General features: G+C 72.3%; 15 protein-coding genes. 2 read left to right on the top strand and 13 right to left on the bottom strand.

Annotated features, from left to right (window positions below; all coding sequences use genetic code 11):
• Window positions 1–106: 106 nt before the first annotated feature.
• On the top strand, window positions 107–622 hold the full coding sequence (locus EIZ62_RS27645) for a hypothetical protein (RefSeq protein ID WP_156695383.1): 516 nt from the start codon (window positions 107–109) through the stop codon (window positions 620–622).
• Between the two features lie 584 nt (window positions 623–1,206).
• Here EIZ62_RS27645 and EIZ62_RS27640 read toward each other — a convergent pair.
• Window positions 1,207–3,357 (bottom strand): primosomal protein N', encoded by a 2,151-nt coding sequence (locus EIZ62_RS27640; RefSeq protein ID WP_156695382.1) that lies wholly within the window; start codon window positions 3,355–3,357, stop codon window positions 1,207–1,209.
• A 91-nt stretch (window positions 3,358–3,448) separates the two neighbouring features.
• On the opposite strand from EIZ62_RS27640, the gene EIZ62_RS27635 reads away from it, so the two are divergent.
• Window positions 3,449–4,114 carry a hypothetical protein gene (locus EIZ62_RS27635; RefSeq protein ID WP_156695381.1) on the top strand — a complete coding sequence of 222 codons (666 nt, stop codon included), beginning with the start codon at window positions 3,449–3,451 and terminating at the stop codon, window positions 4,112–4,114.
• Between the two features lie 103 nt (window positions 4,115–4,217).
• Here the strand turns inward: EIZ62_RS27635 and metK are convergent, their stop codons facing one another.
• The 12 genes from metK to EIZ62_RS27575 all read right to left on the bottom strand — a co-directional run bounded on the left by metK (window position 4,218) and on the right by EIZ62_RS27575 (window position 17,957).
• Window positions 4,218–5,426, bottom strand: a complete 1,209-nt coding sequence (gene metK, locus EIZ62_RS27630; protein ID WP_156695380.1) for a methionine adenosyltransferase — start codon at window positions 5,424–5,426, stop codon at window positions 4,218–4,220.
• A gap of 241 nt (window positions 5,427–5,667) precedes the next feature.
• Entirely contained in the window at window positions 5,668–6,906 is a 1,239-nt protein-coding gene (gene coaBC, locus EIZ62_RS27625; protein WP_156695379.1) for a bifunctional phosphopantothenoylcysteine decarboxylase/phosphopantothenate--cysteine ligase CoaBC, read from the bottom strand.
• 122 nt (window positions 6,907–7,028) lie between these two features.
• Window positions 7,029–7,301 (bottom strand): DNA-directed RNA polymerase subunit omega, encoded by a 273-nt coding sequence (gene rpoZ, locus EIZ62_RS27620; protein ID WP_005319902.1) that lies wholly within the window; start codon window positions 7,299–7,301, stop codon window positions 7,029–7,031.
• Between the two features lie 40 nt (window positions 7,302–7,341).
• Window positions 7,342–7,935: a guanylate kinase gene (gmk, locus tag EIZ62_RS27615; RefSeq protein ID WP_156695378.1), complete on the bottom strand. Its 594-nt coding sequence runs from the start codon at window positions 7,933–7,935 to the stop codon at window positions 7,342–7,344.
• A gap of 38 nt (window positions 7,936–7,973) precedes the next feature.
• A complete protein-coding gene (locus EIZ62_RS27610; RefSeq protein WP_064068014.1) occupies window positions 7,974–8,297 on the bottom strand; it encodes an integration host factor in 324 nt (107 codons plus the stop codon).
• Window positions 8,298–8,629: 332 nt separating this feature from the next.
• Window positions 8,630–9,508, bottom strand: a complete 879-nt coding sequence (pyrF, locus tag EIZ62_RS27605; protein ID WP_156695377.1) for an orotidine-5'-phosphate decarboxylase — start codon at window positions 9,506–9,508, stop codon at window positions 8,630–8,632.
• Window positions 9,505–10,608 carry a quinone-dependent dihydroorotate dehydrogenase gene (locus EIZ62_RS27600; RefSeq protein ID WP_156695376.1) on the bottom strand — a complete coding sequence of 368 codons (1,104 nt, stop codon included), beginning with the start codon at window positions 10,606–10,608 and terminating at the stop codon, window positions 9,505–9,507. The genes pyrF and EIZ62_RS27600 overlap by 4 nt, the downstream gene beginning before the upstream one ends.
• A 55-nt stretch (window positions 10,609–10,663) precedes the next feature.
• A complete protein-coding gene (gene carB / locus EIZ62_RS27595) occupies window positions 10,664–13,972 on the bottom strand; it encodes a carbamoyl-phosphate synthase large subunit (protein WP_156695375.1) in 3,309 nt (1,102 codons plus the stop codon).
• On the bottom strand, window positions 13,965–15,119 hold the full coding sequence (carA, locus tag EIZ62_RS27590) for a glutamine-hydrolyzing carbamoyl-phosphate synthase small subunit (protein ID WP_156695374.1): 1,155 nt from the start codon (window positions 15,117–15,119) through the stop codon (window positions 13,965–13,967). The genes carB and carA overlap by 8 nt, the downstream gene beginning before the upstream one ends.
• Window positions 15,116–15,691 (bottom strand): PH-like domain-containing protein, encoded by a 576-nt coding sequence (locus EIZ62_RS27585; protein WP_208828069.1) that lies wholly within the window; start codon window positions 15,689–15,691, stop codon window positions 15,116–15,118. Before EIZ62_RS27585 ends, carA begins: the two co-directional genes overlap by 4 nt.
• Window positions 15,688–16,974 carry a dihydroorotase gene (locus tag EIZ62_RS27580; RefSeq protein WP_156695373.1) on the bottom strand — a complete coding sequence of 429 codons (1,287 nt, stop codon included), beginning with the start codon at window positions 16,972–16,974 and terminating at the stop codon, window positions 15,688–15,690. Before EIZ62_RS27580 ends, EIZ62_RS27585 begins: the two co-directional genes overlap by 4 nt.
• Window positions 16,971–17,957 carry an aspartate carbamoyltransferase catalytic subunit gene (locus EIZ62_RS27575; RefSeq protein WP_156695372.1) on the bottom strand — a complete coding sequence of 329 codons (987 nt, stop codon included), beginning with the start codon at window positions 17,955–17,957 and terminating at the stop codon, window positions 16,971–16,973. The genes EIZ62_RS27580 and EIZ62_RS27575 overlap by 4 nt, the downstream gene beginning before the upstream one ends.
• Window positions 17,958–17,982: the final 25 nt, after the last annotated feature.

The raw sequence follows: 17,982 nt of genomic DNA, 5'->3' as shown, positions 1-17,982 counted from the left end.
CAGCGTGACCCCGACGACGGGTGGCGCGTTGGTCAAGGCAGATTGACCGAACGGGCCCGCCTCCGAGCGGCCCACCCCTTTCAACGCCGGTTCGAGAGGCTTGTACATGGCCGACCACGCAACCCATGACGCCCAAGCCCGGGCGAGTCTGCACCTGCTGGTGCGGGACATCGAGCGGGTCCGCCGGCAGGTGGACGCACTGCGCACGCTCACCGCCCAGCTCGGCAATGTGTACCGCCCGCGGCGATCCGGCCCGTCCACGGGCTTCGTCGTCTACGGCAGGGCTCCGGCCCCCACCGTGCGGCTCGCCCAGGAACTGCGGGACAGCGTCGAGACCCTGGTGACCGCGGCCGTGGACTTCGACCGTTCGCTGGGCTTCTCGTGGGACGCGGTGGGCTCGGCGCTCGGCGTCACCAAGCAGGCGGTCCACCGGCGTTACGGTGCCCGGCGGGCGACGGCCCAGCAGCCGGCGGAGGCGGAGCTCCCCGCCGAGCCGGGCGGTACGCGGACGGTGCCCTCGGTCCCGGCCGCCCGCTCGATGCCGCCGCAGCCCACGTCCGGCTCCCAGACCCTCCGCGACGAGGTCCGCCCGAGCGCCTTCCCCGGCCCGCGCAACGGCTGACCCCACCCGGCCGCCCGCCCCCTCCTCCCCCGGGCGGGCGGCCGCCCCATGCCCCCACCGCGCGCACGCGGCAACGCACCCACGCCAGGGCCGTGCCCACCACCCACCGCCCCGCAGTCGGCATCCGGCCGGGGCGGGGCCGTGCAGGGTCGCCCCCGCAGGGGCTGGCGGCGCAAGTTCGGCTCCCTTACCCGTGACCGAAGGCCGCCGGCCCCGAGGAGGCGAGCCCGGAGGGGCCACGCCCCACCCCCACCGGCAGCCCACCGAGCCGCACCCGGGCGAACCGGGAACAGGCACCGCCCCCGGGGCGAACCGGGACAGGGCACCGCCCCGGTCCCGTTGTGCCCACCCTCCCCCAAGCTCTCGGCTCCGCTCGAGCAGGGGGCACCCCCATCGCCCTGCGGGACGCCTGCCCACAACGAGACCGGCGGGCGATCGCCCAAAGCGGGTGGATGGAGCCGCCCTGCGGATCGGCTGCCCACTACGGGGGCGGCGCGGCGGGAGCCGCACTGCGGGCGATCGCCCACAACGGCGAGGAGGCCCCCCGCAGCGAGCCCAGCCCCAGACGGCGCCGCACCCCCGTCTCAGCCGATGTCCGGGGGGTCCACCCGGAGGCGGACCGGGTCGGGGGCGCCGCGGGCGAGCCTGGCGGCTTGTGCGGCCTTCAGCGCGGCGGCGAGGGCCGCGCCCCGGCCCGGGGGGACGCGGAGCAGGGCGCGTTCCCAGAACTCGCCCGGCGGGGGGTCGCCCGGGCGGCGCGGGGCGCCCGGGGGCGGGGGCGCCAGGGGCACCGGGCCGAGCACCTCCGCCTCGGCGGGCAGCTCGGCGGCGGTCAGGAACGCCGCGACCGCCTCGGTGCGTCCCGTCACGGCGGCCATGCGGGAGACCGGCGGGAAGCCCAGCTCCGCGCGTTCGGCCAGCTCGCGCTGGGCGTGGCCGACCGGGTCCCACCGGACGAGGGCCTGCACGGGCCGCAGCGTCGGTTCGGCGACGATCACGACGGTGCCGCCCTCGTCCTGGCCGCGCACCAGCGCGGCCGCGTCCATCCAGCGCCGCAGCGCCTCCTCGCCGGCCCGCAGGTCGGCCCGGCCGAGCATGGCCCAGCCGTCCAGCAGCAGCGCGGCGGCGTATCCGCCTTCTGCGACCGGTTCGGCGCCGGGGGTGCTGACCACGAGGGCGGGGCGTCCGGGCACGGTGTCCAGGACGTGGTCGCGCCCCGACGTCCGTACCGGGACGGCCGGGAACGCCCGCCCCAGTTCCTCCGCCGTGCGCCGGGCGCCCACCACCTGGGCGCGCAGCCGGACGGAGCCGCACTCGGCGCAGTGCCAGTCCGGCGCGCCGCGCCCGCACCAGCCGCAGCGCAACTCCCGTTGTCCGGGCGCCTCCAGGGGCCCGGCGCAGTGCCGGCACCGGGCGGGTGTCCGGCACCGCTCGCAGGCGAGCCGGGGGACGTATCCGCGCCGGGGCACCTGGACGAGGACCGGTCCGGTCTTGAGGCCCTCGCGGGCCGCCTGCCAGGCCAGTGACGGCAGCCGGGCGGCCCGCGCCGCCTCGTCGCGCGCGAGCTCCCCGTCCCCGACGGTGCGGACGAGCGGCGCGGCGGTCCGGACCTGTTCGCGGGGCGCGACGAGGGGGCGGGCCCAGCCGGTCTCGACGAGCTGGGCCGCCTCGACGGTGCAGCTGGTTCCGCCGAGCAGAAAGCCGCACTTGTCGTGCGCGGCGCGCAGCAGCAGCACCTCCCGGGCGTGCGGCTGCGGGGCGTGCTGTTCGCTGTGGCTGGAGTCGCCGTCGTCCCAGATGGCGACGAGGCCGAGATCCCGGACGGGGGCGAACATCGCCGCGCGGGTCCCGACGACGGCGCGTACGGTTCCGCGCCGCACGGCGAGCCACTGGGCGTACCGCTTCTCGGGGCCCGCCTCGGCGGTCAGGAGCGCGTGGCGTCCCTCGCCCAGTGCGGCGGTCAGGGCCGCGTCCATCCGGCCGGCCGCCCGTCCGTCGGGCACGACGACGAGCGCGCCGCGTCCCGACGCGAGGGTGGCGGCGACGGCTCCGGCCAGCTCGTCCGCCCAGTGGGGCCCGGGGAGCGCGTTCCACACGGCGCGGGGCGAGCCGCCGTCGGCGAGCGCGGCGAGGAACGCCTCGCCGCGCGCGTACCGGCTCCAGGTGCCGGGTTCCGGGGCGGGCGGCGGTGGCAGCGGCTCCGGTGAGGGGCGCCGCTCGGCGCGGGCGCTGCGCGGCGGGATCGCCAGTTGCAGCACGTCGGCCAGGGATCCTGCGTACCGGTCGGCGACCGCGCGGGCGAGTCCGAGCAGTTCGGCGTCGAGCACCGGCTCGGGCGAGACCACGCCGGCGAGGGCCGCGAGCGGGCCCGAGTAGTCGGAGTCGGCCCGCCGTTCGACGAGGAAGCCGTCGATGAGCCGGCCGCCCTCGCGCCGCCCGTCGCGCACCTGGTGGGCGCCCGCCCCGAACCGCACGCGCACGCGCACTCCGGGCTGGGCGGCGGCGTCGAGTTCCTCGGGCACGGCGTAGTCGAAGAACTGGTCCAGGTGGAGGACGCCCTTGTTCACGACGACCCGTGCGACGGGCAGCTCTTTCGCCAGGGCGGCCCCGCGCCAGGTTCTGGGCTTGGCGCGCGGCACGCTCGCCTTGCGGACGGTTTCCCGTATGAGCGCGAGCTGCTCGGGCGGCTCGGCCCCCCGGCCCCCGCCTTCCCGCTTCGCGTCGTCGCTGCTCACAGCCTCATTCCTACCAGAGCCCACTGACAACGCCCGTTGCCAGTGGGCGCTGCCAGGGGGCGCTGTCAGTGGCCTGCGCTTGGATACCCCGGTGACCGTTCATGACACCGCACGGCTGCTGCCGTCGATACCCGCGCTCCGCGACCACTGCCGGGCGCTGGCCCTGCTGGAGGCGATCCTCAGTCCGGACCCCGTGTACCGGCACTACACCTTCGACACGCGCTGGTCCGCCACCGAGGAGCTGGCGTCGATGAGCACCGGCTCGGGTGACGAGTTCTCCCTGGTGTTCTCGCCGGCCGGCGCGTACCTCCGGGGCTTCGACCACGAGTCGCCGATGAGTCCGTACGTCGAGGACGGGGTCTGGCCGGGTGTGGTGGACGACGTACCGGAGGTCTTCCGGCGCTACGTGGACGAGCCGGCCTTCTCGCACGGCGTCGGGTTTCCGGACGTGACCGCGTGCCTGTGGCGGACCGCCGGGGACGACGCCTGGCGCGCGGGCGCGATCGAGTTCCCCGCGCACGAGGACCCGGACGGCTCGGGGTTCCTGTTCGAGCACCTCACCGACCGGTCCCCCGAGGCGTACCGGGACTTCGCCGCGGACATGCACGAGGTGGCGGTCGACCTGGACGCGGTCCGGCACGTCCTCGCGCTGCGCCCGCTGACCGACGGCCTGGTCGCCGCCCTCAATCCGGGACTCGCCCTGAGCGATCTCGCCGCGGACCTGTCCGCCATCGGCTGGTCCTCCCCCGCCCGCTGAAACGCCGAAGTCCGGCATCCCATATCGGGGTGCCGGACTTCGCGGGTGTGCGAGGCGTAACAGCCCCGCCGCGTCAGGGGTTACAGCCCCGCCGCGTGAAGGGTTACAGCCCCGCGGCCTTGCGCAGCGCGTCCACGCGGTCGGTGCGCTCCCAGGTGAAGTCGGGGAGCTCACGGCCGAAGTGGCCGTACGCGGCGGTCTGCGAGTAGATCGGCCGCAGCAGGTCGAGGTCGCGGATGATCGCGGCCGGGCGGAGGTCGAAGACCTCGCCGATGGCGTTCTCGATCTTCTCGGCGTCGATCTTGGCGGTGCCGAAGGTCTCGACGAAAAGCCCGACCGGCTCGGCCTTGCCGATGGCGTAGGCGACCTGGACCTCGCAGCGCGAGGCGAGCCCGGCCGCGACGACGTTCTTGGCGACCCAGCGCATCGCGTACGCGGCCGAGCGGTCCACCTTGGACGGGTCCTTGCCCGAGAAGGCACCGCCGCCGTGGCGGGCCATGCCGCCGTACGTGTCGATGATGATCTTGCGACCGGTCAGGCCGGCGTCACCCATCGGGCCGCCGATCTCGAACCGCCCGGTCGGGTTGACCAGCAGCCGGTAGCCCTCGGTGTCGAGCTTGATGCCGTCGTCGAGGAGCTGCTTGAGGACGTGCTCGACGACGAACTCGCGGATGTCGGGCGCGAGCAGCGACTCGAGGTCGATGTCGGAGGCGTGCTGCGAGGAGACGACGACCGTGTCGAGGCGGACGGCCTTGTCACCGTCGTACTCGATGGTGACCTGGGTCTTGCCGTCGGGGCGCAGGTAGGGGATGGTCCCGTTCTTGCGGACGTCGGTCAGGCGCTTGGACAGCCGGTGTGCGAGGTGGATCGGCAGCGGCATCAGCTCGGGCGTCTCGTCCGACGCGTAGCCGAACATCAGGCCCTGGTCGCCGGCGCCCTGCTTGTCGAGCTCGTCCTCGTCACCCTCGACGCGCTTCTCGTAGGCGGTGTCGACGCCCTGCGCGATGTCCGGCGACTGGGCGCCGATCGAGACCGAGACGCCGCAGGATGCGCCGTCGAAGCCCTTCTTCGAGGAGTCGTAGCCGATCTCAAGGATCTTGTTGCGCACGAGCGTGGGGATGTCGGCGTACGCCTTGGTGGTCACCTCGCCGGCCACGTGCACCAGGCCGGTGGTGATCAACGTCTCCACGGCGACGCGGGAGGTGGGGTCCTCCCGGAGCAGCGCATCGAGAATGGTGTCGCTGATCTGGTCAGCGATCTTGTCGGGGTGACCCTCGGTCACGGACTCCGAGGTGAAGAGACGACGGGACACAACGCTCCCTGGGTTTGCAGCGGCTGCTGGCTGATCATTTGCGGACCGGCAGGGGGCTGCGCCCCGCGTCGTTCCGAGGACAGTTTATCGGGCGCTCTCGGCCGTTGGACCAGGTGTCTCGCACGTTGGGAGCCTGATCGGCCACATCCGCCGGGCCGGCGGGAGGGGGATCGGCTCCTTCCGCGGGCCGGAACGCCGCTTTTCTGGGGTTTGATCCGCCCAAAGGGGCGAAATTAGAAATTCATCCTGAATTGCCCGAGTCGGTGTCGCCGGAGGCGCCCAGCCGGGGGACCACGAGGTCCCAGACGGTGTCGGCCAGGGCCTCCTTCGGCCCGTACGGTACGGGGGTCTCCGCGCCGTCGGCGGCCAGCACCACGGCCTCGTTCTCCTCGGAGCCGAAGGTCTTGCGCTCCCCCACCTCGTTCACCACGAGCAGGTCGCACCCCTTGCGGCGGAGCTTGTCCCGACCATTGGCCAAAACATCATCGGTCTCGGCGGCGAATCCGACGACCACCTGCTCCGGACGCGCGCGCTCCGCCGAGATCTCCGCGAGGACGTCCGGGTTGCGCACCAGCGCGACGGGCGCCGGCTCCTGGCCGTCCTTCTTCTTGATCTTGCCTTCGGCGTACACGGCGGGGCGGAAGTCCGCGACGGCGGCGGCCATCACCACGGCGTCCGCGTCGGCCGCCGCCTTGAGCACGGCCTCGCGCAGCTGTACGGCGGTGCCCACCCGGACGACGTCGACGCCCGCGGGGTCCGGCAGGCCGGTGTTGGCCTCGATCAGCGTCACCCGGGCGCCCCGGGCGGCGGCGGTCCTGGCCAGGGCGTACCCCTGCTTGCCCGAGGAGCGGTTGCCGAGGTACCGCACCGGGTCCAGCGGCTCGCGGGTGCCGCCCGCGCTGATCACGACATGGCGGCCCGCGAGGTCGCGCCCGGCGGCCGCACCGCGGGCGAGCACCCGGCGGCAGATCTCGAAGATCTCGTCCGGGTCGGGCAGCCGGCCCTTGCCGGTGTCGGCGCCGGTGAGGCGGCCCACGGCGGGCTCGACCACCACGGCGCCCCGGCGGCGCAGAGTGGCCACGTTCTCCTGGGTGGCGGGGTGCTCCCACATCTCGGTGTGCATCGCGGGGGCGAAGACCACCGGGCACCGGGCGGTGAGGAGCGTGTTGGTCAGCAGGTCGTCGGCGATGCCGTGCGCCGCCTTGGCGAGCATGTCGGCGGTGGCGGGCGCGACGACCACCAGGTCGGCGTGCTGGCCGATGCGTACGTGGGGGACCTCGTGGACGTCCGTCCAGACCCCGGTGGAGACCGGGTTGCCGGAGAGCGCCGACCAGGTGGCGGCGCCCACGAAGTGCAGCGCGGCCTCGGTCGGGACGACCCGTACGTCGTGGCCGGACTCGGTGAGCCGCCGCAGCAGCTCGCACGCCTTGTAGGCGGCGATGCCACCGCTGACTCCGAGGACGACCTTCGGCTTGTCCACTCCACGCCTCCCGCTTCGTGACCCTCGTGATCTTCGTGACCCGCGAGAGCCGTACGACTCCATGACACACCACAGGCCCGGCGGAGTGTCCACCGGGCCTGTCATGACGTGCAGTGGGGCGCCTACTGGGCCGGGCCCTCGATGGCCTCGGAGGTCAGCAGACCCGCGTTGATCTCCCGCAGGGCGATCGAGAGCGGCTTCTCGTGGACGTGGGTGTCCACCAGCGGACCGACGTACTCCAGCAGGCCCTCACCGAGCTGCGAGTAGTACGCGTTGATCTGGCGCGCGCGCTTGGCCGCGTAGATCACGAGGCTGTACTTCGAGTCAGTGGCCTCGAGCAGCTCATCGATCGGCGGGTTGATGATGCCCTCGGGCGCGGTGATGGAAGAGGACACGCTCTACCTTCCGAAAAACTTCTGGAAAATGGGACAAAGATCAAACAACTTGCATCAAGGCTAGCAGCTCACGGGCTACGTCCTCGACGGAGGTGTTGACCAGGGTGGTGTCGAACTCGGACTCCGCCGCCAGCTCGGTCTTGGCCGCCTCCAGGCGCCGCTCGATGACCTCCGGCGGCTCGGTGCCGCGGCCGGTCAGCCGGCGGACCAGCTCGTCCCAGCTCGGCGGTGCCAGGAAGACCAGCTGCGCCTCCGGCATCGACTCGCGGACCAGCCGCGCGCCCTGGAGGTCGATCTCCAGCAGCACGGGCTCACCCGATTCGAGCCGCTCCAGGACGGCGCGGCGCGGCGTGCCGTAGCGGTTGCCGGCGAACTCGGCCCACTCCAGCAGTTCGCCGTTGGCGACCAGCTTGTCGAACTCGTCGTCGGTGACGAAGTAGTACTGCACCCCGTCCCGCTCGCCGGGTCGCGGCTTGCGGGTCGTGGCGGAAACCGACAGCCAGACCTCGGGGTGGACCTTGCGCATATGAGCGACGACCGTGCTCTTGCCGACCCCGGAGGGGCCGGAGAGCACGGTCAGTCGCGGACGTACGTCCGGGGGCTCGGGGGCGGTCCCCCGGGATGTTGCAGCCATGGGGCGATTATTCCAGGTTTACTCCCGTGCCCCGGACGTCAGGCCCCGGTGCTGCCGAACTCGCGCTCCAGGGAGGCGATCTGGTTGGAGCCGAGGCCCCGCACGCGGCGGCTCTCGGAGATCCCGAGCCGCTCCATGATCTGCTTGGCGCGGACCTTGCCCACGCCCGGCAGGGACTCCAGGAGGGCGGAGACCTTCATCTTGCCGATGACCTCGTTCTCCTGGCCCTGCTTGATGACCTCCTGGAGCGAGGCGCCGGAGTGCTTGAGTCGATTCTTGACCTCGGCCCGCTCCCGGCGAGCCGCGGCGGCCTTTTCGAGCGCGGCTGCGCGCTGTTCAGGGGTAAGGGGCGGAAGAGCCACGCCTACGTCACCTCGGATGTCGAACTGTCGGATACGGACCGGTGAGGAACCTAGTCGGCCCACACCTGGGGAGCAACGAGCAACGCAGTGCACGTTGGCTCTGCGACGGAGACTAGCGGCCATGGCCGCCAGAGTCAGCGAGAACAGAGGAAAAGTCCTGGTCAGCATCGACCTACCCAGACATTCACGACATAAAGACGCGGTTTTGCGCGCAGATTCCGACCCCGGCGCTCGCGGACCGGTCGAACGTGAGGTACGTCACGTCGGTACGGCCGGAGCCCACGGTCACCGGAGGGTGACCGTGGGCTCCGACGACCTGGCCCGCGGGGGTGTCAGGCGGTGACCGCAGCCCGCACCTCGTCCGCGTACCGCTCGGCGGCCTCGCGCAGCGCCGCCGCGTCCGGACCGTGGCGCAGGACGCCCCGGCTGACGTTCGGCACGACGTTGCGCACGGCCGCGCCGAAGACCGCCGGCAGGTCGGCCGGCGTCGCGCCCTGGGCGCCGATGCCGGGCGCCAGCAGCGGACCGTTGATGTCGAGGTCGTACGAGGAGAGGTCGCCGAGCGTCGCGCCGACGACCGCGCCGAAGGAGCCCATGGGCGTCTCGTCCGCGTTGTCCCGGGCGAGGTGGGCCAGCATGGTCGCGCCGATGGTGCGGCCGGCCGGATCGTCGGTGCGTACCGCCCGCTGGACCTCGGCGCCCTCCGGGTTGGAGGTGAGGGCGAGGACGAACAGCCCGGTGCCGGTCTCGCGGGCGAGGTCGACGGCCGGCTTCAGCGAGCCGTACCCGAGGTACGGCGAGACGGTCAGCGCGTCCGAGAACAGCGGCGCGCCCTCGCGGAGGTAGGTCTCGGCGTAGGCGGCCATGGTGGAGCCGATGTCACCGCGCTTGGCGTCCATGACGACCAGGGCGCCCGCGTCCCGCAGGTCGGCGACGGCCCGTTCCAGGACGGCGATGCCGCGCGAGCCGAACCGTTCGAAGAAGGCGCTCTGCGGCTTGAAGACGGCCACCCGGTCGGCGAGCGCCTCGACGACCGTGCGCGTGAAGCCCTCCAGGCCCGCCACGTCGTCGCCCAGGCCCCAGGAGGACAGCAGGGAGGCGTGCGGGTCGATGCCGACGCACAGCGGGCCACGGGCGTCCATGGCGCGGCGCAGACGGGCGCCGAAGGGCTCGCGCGGGCTCTGCGGGCTCTGCGGGGTCGACTGGCTCATGCGGCGGCCTTCCGGGTGTCGGCGCCGACGGCTTCGGCGAGGGTGGCGTACGGCGAGGCGTTCAGCCGGGCGGCGAGGCCCTTGTGGACGGCGCGGGCGTAGAACGGGCCCTCGTAGATGAAGGCGCTGTAGCCCTGGACCAGGGTGGCGCCGGCGAGGATGCGCTGCCAGGCGTCCTCGGCGTTCTCGATGCCGCCCACGCCGACGAGCGTGATGCGGTCGCCCACGCGCGCGTAGAGGCGGCGCAGCACCTCCAGGGAGCGCTCCTTGAGCGGGGCGCCGGACAGGCCGCCGGTCTCGCCGGTGAGGGACGCCGGGGACTTCAGGCCCTCGCGGGCGATGGTGGTGTTGGTGGCGATGATGCCGTCCAGGCCCAGCTCGACGGCGAGGTCGGCGACCGCGTCGACGTCCTCGTCCGCCAGGTCGGGCGCGATCTTGACCAGCAGCGGGACGCGGCGGCCGGTGACCGTGCGGTCGGCGGCCTCGCGCACGGCCGTCAGGAGCGGCCTGAGCGACTCGGTGGCCTGGAGGTTGCGCAGCCCGGGCGTGTTCGGCGACGAGACGTTCACGACCAGGTAGTCGGCGTGGCGGGCGAGCCGCTCGGTGGACTTCACGTAGTCGGCGGCGGCCTCGGCCTCCGGGACGACCTTGGTCTTGCCGATGTTGACGCCGACGACGGTCCGGAACACCGGCACGCGCGCGTGGAGGCGTTCGGCGACGGCGGCGGAGCCGTCGTTGTTGAAACCCATGCGGTTGATCAGGGCGCGGTCCGCGACGAGGCGGAACAGGCGCTTCTTGGGGTTGCCCGGCTGCGGCTCACCGGTGACGGTGCCGATCTCGACGTGGTCGAAGCCGAGCATCGCCATGCCGTCGATGGCGACGGCGTTCTTGTCGAAGCCGGCGGCGAGCCCGAAGGGGCCGTGCATGCGCAGGCCGAGCGCCTCGGTGCGCAGCTCCTTGTGGCGGGGGGCCAGGGCGGCGGCGAGGAAGGTGCGCAGGACGGGGACGCGGGCGGCGAGGCGGATCCAGCGGAACGCCAGGTGGTGGGCGCGCTCGGGGTCCATGCGGGAGAAGAACAGCCGGAAGAAGAGCTTGTACATGTGTGGTGGTGTCCTCATGAGGAGGGGGACACCGTTTCCGGTGTCCCCCTCGCTGCTAGTCGCGGGCCGCGGTCAGGTGTTCCGCGTGTTCCTGGAGGGAACGCACGCCGACGCCTCCGTGGTTCAGCGCGTCGATGCCCTGGACGGCGGCGGCGAGCGCCTGGACCGTCGTGAGGCAGGGGACGCCGCGCGCCACGGCCGCGGTGCGGATCTCGTAGCCGTCGAGGCGGCCGCCGGTGCCGTAGGGGGTGTTGACGATGAGGTCGACCTCGCCGTCGTGGATCAGGCGGACGATGGTCTTCTCGCCGCCGGGGCCCTCGCCCTCGGACTGCTTGCGCACGACGGTGGCGCTGATGCCGTTGCGCCTGAGGACCTCGGCGGTGCCGGAGGTGGCCAGCAGCTCGAAGCCGTGGGCGACCAGCTCGCGGGCCGGGAAGATCATCGAGCGCTTGTCGCGGTTGGCGACCGAGATGAAGGCGCGGCCCTTGGTGGGCAGCGGGCCGTAGGCGCCGGCCTGCGACTTGGCGTAGGCGGTGCCGAAGACCGCGTCGATGCCCATGACCTCGCCGGTGGAGCGCATCTCGGGGCCGAGGACGGTGTCGACGCCGCGGCCGTGCACGTCGCGGAAGCGCGACCAGGGCATGACGGCCTCCTTGACGGAGATCGGCGCGTCCAGCGGCAGGGTGCCGCCGTCGCCGTTGGCCGGCAGCAGGCCCTCCGCGCGGAGCTCGGCGATGGTGGCGCCCAGCGAGATGCGGGCGGCGGCCTTCGCGAGCGGCACGGCGGTCGCCTTGGAGGTGAAGGGCACCGTACGGGAGGCGCGGGGGTTGGCCTCCAGGACGTACAGGATGTCGCCGGCCATGGCGAACTGGATGTTGATCAGGCCGCGGACGCCGACGCCCTTGGCGATCGCCTCGGTGGAGGCGCGCAGGCGCTTGATGTCGAAGCCGCCGAGGGTGATCGGGGGCAGGGCGCACGCCGAGTCGCCGGAGTGGATGCCGGCCTCCTCGATGTGCTCCATGACGCCGCCGAGGTAGAGCTCGGTGCCGTCGTAGAGGGCGTCGACGTCGATCTCGATGGCGTCGTCGAGGAACCGGTCGACCAGCACGGGGCGGGTCGGGGAGATCTCGGTGGACTCGGCGATGTACGCCTCCAGGCGCGCCTCGTCGTACACGATCTCCATGCCGCGGCCGCCGAGCACGTACGACGGGCGTACGAGGACGGGGTAGCCGATCTCGTCGGCGATGGCCTTGGCGCCGGCGAAGGTGGTGGCGGTGCCGTGCTTGGGGGCGGGCAGCCCGGCCTCGGCGAGGACGCGGCCGAAGGCGCCGCGGTCCTCGGCGGCGTGGATGGCCTCCGGGGAGGTGCCGACGACGGGCACGCCGTTGTCCTTGAGCGCCTGGGCGAGGCCCAGCGGGGTCTGGCCGCCGAGCTGGACGACGACGCCCGCGACGGGGCCGGCGAGGGTCTCGGCGTGGACGATCTCCAGCACGTCCTCGAGCGTGAGCGGCTCGAAGTACAGGCGGTCGGAGGTGTCGTAGTCGGTGGAGACGGTCTCGGGGTTGCAGTTGACCATCACGGTCTCGTAGCCGGCGTCGCTCAGGGCGAAGGAGGCGTGGACGCAGGAGTAGTCGAACTCGATGCCCTGGCCGATGCGGTTCGGGCCGGAGCCCAGGATGATCACCGCGGGCTTCTCGCGGGGCGCGACCTCGCTCTCCTCGTCGTAGGAGGAGTAGAAGTACGGCGTCTTGGCGGCGAACTCGGCGGCGCAGGTGTCGACCGTCTTGTAGACCGGGCGGACGCCGAGGGCGTGCCGGACCTCGCGGACGACGTCCTCGCGCAGGCCGCGAATGCCGGCGATCTGGGCGTCGGAGAAGCCGTGGCGCTTGGCGTCGGCGAGCAGCTCCGGCTCGAGCTTCTCGGCGGCGGCGAGCTCGTCGGCGATCTCCTTGATCAGGAAGAGCTGGTCGACGAACCACGGGTCGATCTTCGTGAAGTCGAAGACCTCCTGCGGGGTGGCGCCGGCGCGGATGGCCTGCATGACGGTGTTGATGCGGCCGTCGGTGGGGCGTACGGCCTCGCGCAGCAGCTCGTCCTTGTCGCCGACGGGGCCGGTGAAGGTGAACTGGCTGCCCTTCTTCTCCAGGGAGCGCAGGGCCTTCTGGAGCGCCTCGGTGAAGTTCCGGCCGATGGCCATGGCCTCGCCGACCGACTTCATGGTCGTGGTCAGCGTGGAGTCGGCGGACGGGAACTTCTCGAAGGCGAAGCGCGGGGCCTTGACGACGACGTAGTCGAGGGTCGGCTCGAAGGAGGCCGGCGTCTTCTCGGTGATGTCGTTGGGGATCTCGTCGAGGGTGTAGCCGACGGCGAGACGGGCGGCGATCTTCGCGATCGGGAAGCCGGTGGCCTTGGAGGCGAGCGCGGAGGAGCGGGAGACACGGGGGTTCATCTCGATGACGATGACCCGGCCGTCCTCGGGGTTGACCGCGAACTGGATGTTGCAGCCGCCGGTGTCGACGCCGACCTCGCGGATGATCGCGATGCCGACGTCCCGGAGGATCTGGTACTCGCGGTCGGTGAGGGTCATCGCCGGGGCGACGGTGATGGAGTCACCGGTGTGCACGCCCATGGGGTCGAAGTTCTCGATGGAGCAGACGACCACGACGTTGTCGTGCTTGTCGCGCATCAGCTCCAGCTCGTACTCCTTCCAGCCGAGGATGGACTCCTCCAGGAGCACCTCGGTGGTGGGCGAGAGGGTCAGGCCCTGGCCGGCGATGCGGCGCAGCTCCTCCTCGTCGTGGGCGAAGCCGGAGCCGGCGCCGCCCATGGTGAAGGAGGGGCGGACGACGACGGGGTAGCCGCCGAGCGTCTCGACGCCGTTGAGGACGTCGTCCATGGAGTGGCAGATCACCGAGCGGGCGGACTCGCCGTACCCGATCTTGGCTCGGACGGCCTCGACGACGCCCTTGAACAGGTCGCGGTCCTCGCCCTTGTGGATGGCCTCGACGTTGGCGCCGATCAGCTCCACGCCGTACTTCTCCAGCACGCCCTGCTCGTGCATCGAGATCGCGGTGTTGAGCGCGGTCTGGCCGCCGAGGGTGGGCAGGAGCGCGTCGGGGCGCTCCTTGGCGATGATCTTCTCGACGAACTCGGGGGTGATCGGCTCGACGTAGGTGGCGTCGGCGATCTCCGGGTCGGTCATGATCGTCGCCGGGTTGGAGTTCACCAGGATGACGCGCAGGCCCTCGGACTTGAGGACGCGGCACGCCTGGGTGCCGGAGTAGTCGAACTCGGCGGCCTGACCGATGACGATCGGGCCGGAGCCGATGACCAGGACGGACTGGATATCGGTGCGCTTAGGCACGCTCGGCCTCCATCAGGGCGGTGTTCATCAAAGACGTGAAGCGGTCGAAGAGGTACGCGGCGTCGTGCGGGCCCGCGGCCGCCTCGGGGTGGTACTGGACGCTGAAGGCCGGCTGGTCGAGCAGCTGGAGGCCCTCCACCACGTTGTCGTTGAGGCACACGTGGGAGACCTCGGCGCGGCCGTAGGGCGTCTCGGAGACCTTGTCCAGGGGCGCGTCCACGGCGAACCCGTGGTTGTGCGCGGTGACCTCGACCTTGCCGGTGGTGCGGTCCTGCACCGGCTGGTTGATGCCGCGGTGGCCGTACTTCAGCTTGTAGGTGCCGAAGCCGAGGGCGCGGCCGAGGATCTGGTTGCCGAAGCAGATGCCGAAGAGCGGGGTCCTGCGGGCGAGCACGCCCTGCATGACGGAGACCGCGTGGTCGGCGGTGGCCGGGTCGCCGGGGCCGTTGGAGAAGAACACCCCGTCCGGGTTGACGGCGTAGACGTCCTCGACGGTGGCGGTGGCGGGCAGGACGTGCACCTCGATGCCGCGCTCGGCCATGCGGTGCGGGGTCATGCCCTTGATGCCGAGGTCGACGGCGGCGACGGTGAACTTCTTCTCGCCGATCGCGGGGACGACGTAGGTCTCCTTGGTGGCGACCTCGGCGGAGAGGTTCGCGCCCTTCATCTGCGGGGCGTCCTGCACCCTGGCGAGGAGGGTGGCGTCGTCGGCGACCGCGTCGCCGGAGAAGATGCCGACGCGCATGGCGCCGCGCTCGCGCAGGTGGCGGGTGAGGGCGCGGGTGTCGATGCCGCTGATGCCGACGACGCCCTGCGCGGCCAGTTCCTCGTCGAGGGTGCGGCGGGAGCGCCAGCTGGACGGGACGCGGGCGGGGTCGCGGATGACGTACCCGGAGACCCAGATCTTCTTCGACTCGGCGTCCTCGTCGTTGACGCCGGTGTTGCCGACGTGCGGCGCGGTCATCACGACGACCTGGCGGTGGTACGACGGGTCGGTCAGGGTCTCCTGGTAGCCGGTCATGCCGGTGGAGAAGACGGCCTCGCCGAAGGTCTCCCCCACGGCCCCGTAGGCGCGGCCGCGGAAGGTGCGGCCGTCCTCCAGGACGAGTACGGCGGGAACCCTGGTTCCCCGGGTGGAGGTCGTCATCGTGCGGCGCCTTCCGTCGTAGTGATCATGGTGTTGAGGGCGTCGGCCCAGGTGGTGTGCTCGGCGGCCCGGTCGGAGCGGAAGCCGGAGTCGATCAGCGTCCCGCCGTGCTCCCAGGTGACGATCAGCAGGCCGCCCTCGGCGAGGACCTTGCCCGCGATGCCCTTGTCGAGCCGGGCGCCGCGCAGCCGCCCGGTCGGGACGAAGAAGTCGCTCGCCCCGGGGCGTACGACTGCCAGGCCCGTGTCGTGGAGCGTCAGCTCCACGCGGCTGCGGGTACCCAGGCCGTGGGCGACGATCCGGTCGAGCCACTGCCCGGCGGTGGTGGAGCCGTGGTAGCGGCCGGTCATCGTCAGTGTCGCCGCGCCCGGGGCGTCCGGCGCGGCGGGGAGGTCGGGCAGGCCGGACTGGAGGCTGCCGCGCCACTTCCACCCCTGGCGCATCAGCCAGTAGACGAGCGCGATGAAGAGCAGCAGTCCGGCGACCCAGCCGAGCCGGGCGGCCCAGTCGGTCACCTCCGCCGACTTCGGCTCGGCCGCGAGTTCGGCCGCGAGTTCGATCGAAAAGGTCACGCCAGCTTCCCGTCCATGAGCGTCGCCCGGCCCCGCAGGAAGGTGTGGGTGACGCGACCCGGCAGCTCGCGGCCCTCGTAGGGGGTGTTGCGGCTGCGGGAGGCGAAGCCCGCGGGGTCCACCACTCCACGGTATGCCGGATCGACCAGCGTGAGGTTGGCGGGCTCACCAGCCGAGACGGGGCGGCCGTGGCCGTCGGCGCGGCCGATCTTCGCGGGCCGGAAGGACATGCGGTCGGCGACGCCGGCCCAGTCGAGCAGCCCGGTCTCGACCATCGTCTGCTGGACGACGCTCAGCGCGGTCTCCAGGCCCACCATGCCCATGGCGGCGGCGGCCCACTCGCAGTCCTTGTCCTCGTGCGGGTGCGGGGCGTGGTCGGTGGCGACGATGTCGATCGTGCCGTCGGCGAGGGCCTCGCGCAGCGCCATGACGTCGCGCTCGGTGCGCAGCGGCGGGTTGACCTTGTAGACGGGGTTGTACGAGCGGACCAGCTCGTCCGTCAGGAGGAGGTGGTGCGGGGTGACCTCGGCGGTGACGTCGATGCCGCGCGACTTGGCCCAGCGGACGATCTCGACGGACCCGGCGGTCGACAGGTGGCAGATGTGGACGCGGGAGCCGACGTGCTCGGCGAGCAGCACGTCCCGGGCGATGATCGACTCCTCGGCGACGGCCGGCCAGCCGCCCAGGCCCAGCTCGGCGGAGACGACGCCCTCGTTCATCTGGGCGCCCTCGGTGAGGCGGGGCTCCTGGGCGTGCTGGGCGACGACGCCGCCGAAGGCCTTCACGTACTCCAGGGCGCGGCGCATGATCACGGCGTCGTCGACGCACTTGCCGTCGTCGGAGAAGACGGTGACGCCGGCGGCGGACTCGTGCATGGCGCCGAGTTCGGCGAGCTTCCTGCCCTCCAGGCCGACGGTGACGGCGCCGATGGGCTGGACGTCGCAGTAGCCGTGCTCCCGGCCGAGCCGGTAGACCTGCTCGACGACACCGGCGGTGTCGGCGACGGGGAAGGTGTTGGCCATGGCGAACACGGACGTGTAGCCGCCGGTGGCGGCCGCGCGGGTGCCGGTGAGGACGGTCTCGGAGTCCTCGCGGCCCGGCTCGCGCAGGTGCGTGTGCAGGTCGACCAGGCCGGGCAGCAGAATCCTTCCCTCGGCCTCGACGACGGTGGCGTCGCCGGCCGCGAGACCGGCGCCGACCTCGGCGATGGTCTCGCCGTCGATCAGGACGTCCTGGGCCTCGCCGCCGAGTACCTTCGCACCACGGATCAGGGTCTTGCTCATCGGTCTTGCTTCTCCTCGGTACGGGTGTGGGCGACGGCCGATTCGTTGCCGCCGAGCAGGAGGTACAGGACGGCCATGCGGATGGAGACGCCGTTGGCGACCTGCTCCACGACCGTGCAACGGCCGGAGTCGGCGACCTCGGCGGTGATCTCCATACCGCGGACCATCGGGCCGGGGTGCATCACCACGGCGTGTTCGGGCATCTTCGCCATGCGCTGGCCGTCGAGGCCGTAGCGGCGCGAGTACTCGCGCTCGGTCGGGAAGAACGCGGCGTTCATCCGCTCGCGCTGGACGCGCAGCATCATCACGGCGTCGGACTTCGGCAGGGTGCTGTCGAGGTCGTACGACACCTCGCACGGCCAGGTCTCGACGCCGACCGGGACGAGGGTGGGCGGGGCGACGAGGGTGACCTCGGCGCCGAGGGTGTGCAGCAGGTCGACGTTGGAGCGGGCCACCCGGCTGTGCAGGACGTCGCCGACGATCGTGATGCGCCGGCCGGCCAGGTCCTGGCCGAGCCCGGCGTCCGGGCCGATCAGCCGGCGGCGCATGGTGAAAGCGTCCAGCAGGGCCTGCGTGGGGTGCTGGTGGGTGCCGTCACCGGCGTTGATGACGGTGGCGTCGATCCATCCGGAGGTGGCCAGGCGGTACGGGGCCCCCGAGGCTCCGTGCCGGATGACGACGGCGTCGACACCCATCGCCTCCAGGGTCTGCGCGGTGTCCTTGAGGGACTCGCCCTTGGAGACCGAGGAGCCCTTGGCGCTGAAGTTGATGACGTCGGCGGACAGGCGCTTCTCGGCGGCCTCGAAGGAGATCCGGGTGCGCGTCGAGTCCTCGAAGAAGAGGTTGACGACGGTACGGCCGCGGAGGGTGGGCAGTTTCTTGATCGGCCGGTCGGCGACCCGGGCCATCTCCTCGGCGGTGTCGAGGATGAGGACGGCGTCGTCGCGGGTGAGGTCGGCGGCCGAGATGAGGTGGCGCATCATCGGGGGGTTCTCTCCGTCGTGGTGG

This window comes from Streptomyces ficellus (assembly GCF_009739905.1).
GTDB lineage: Bacteria > Actinomycetota > Actinomycetes > Streptomycetales > Streptomycetaceae > Streptomyces > Streptomyces ficellus_A.
This window is presented reverse-complemented; position numbering and strand designations above follow the sequence as displayed.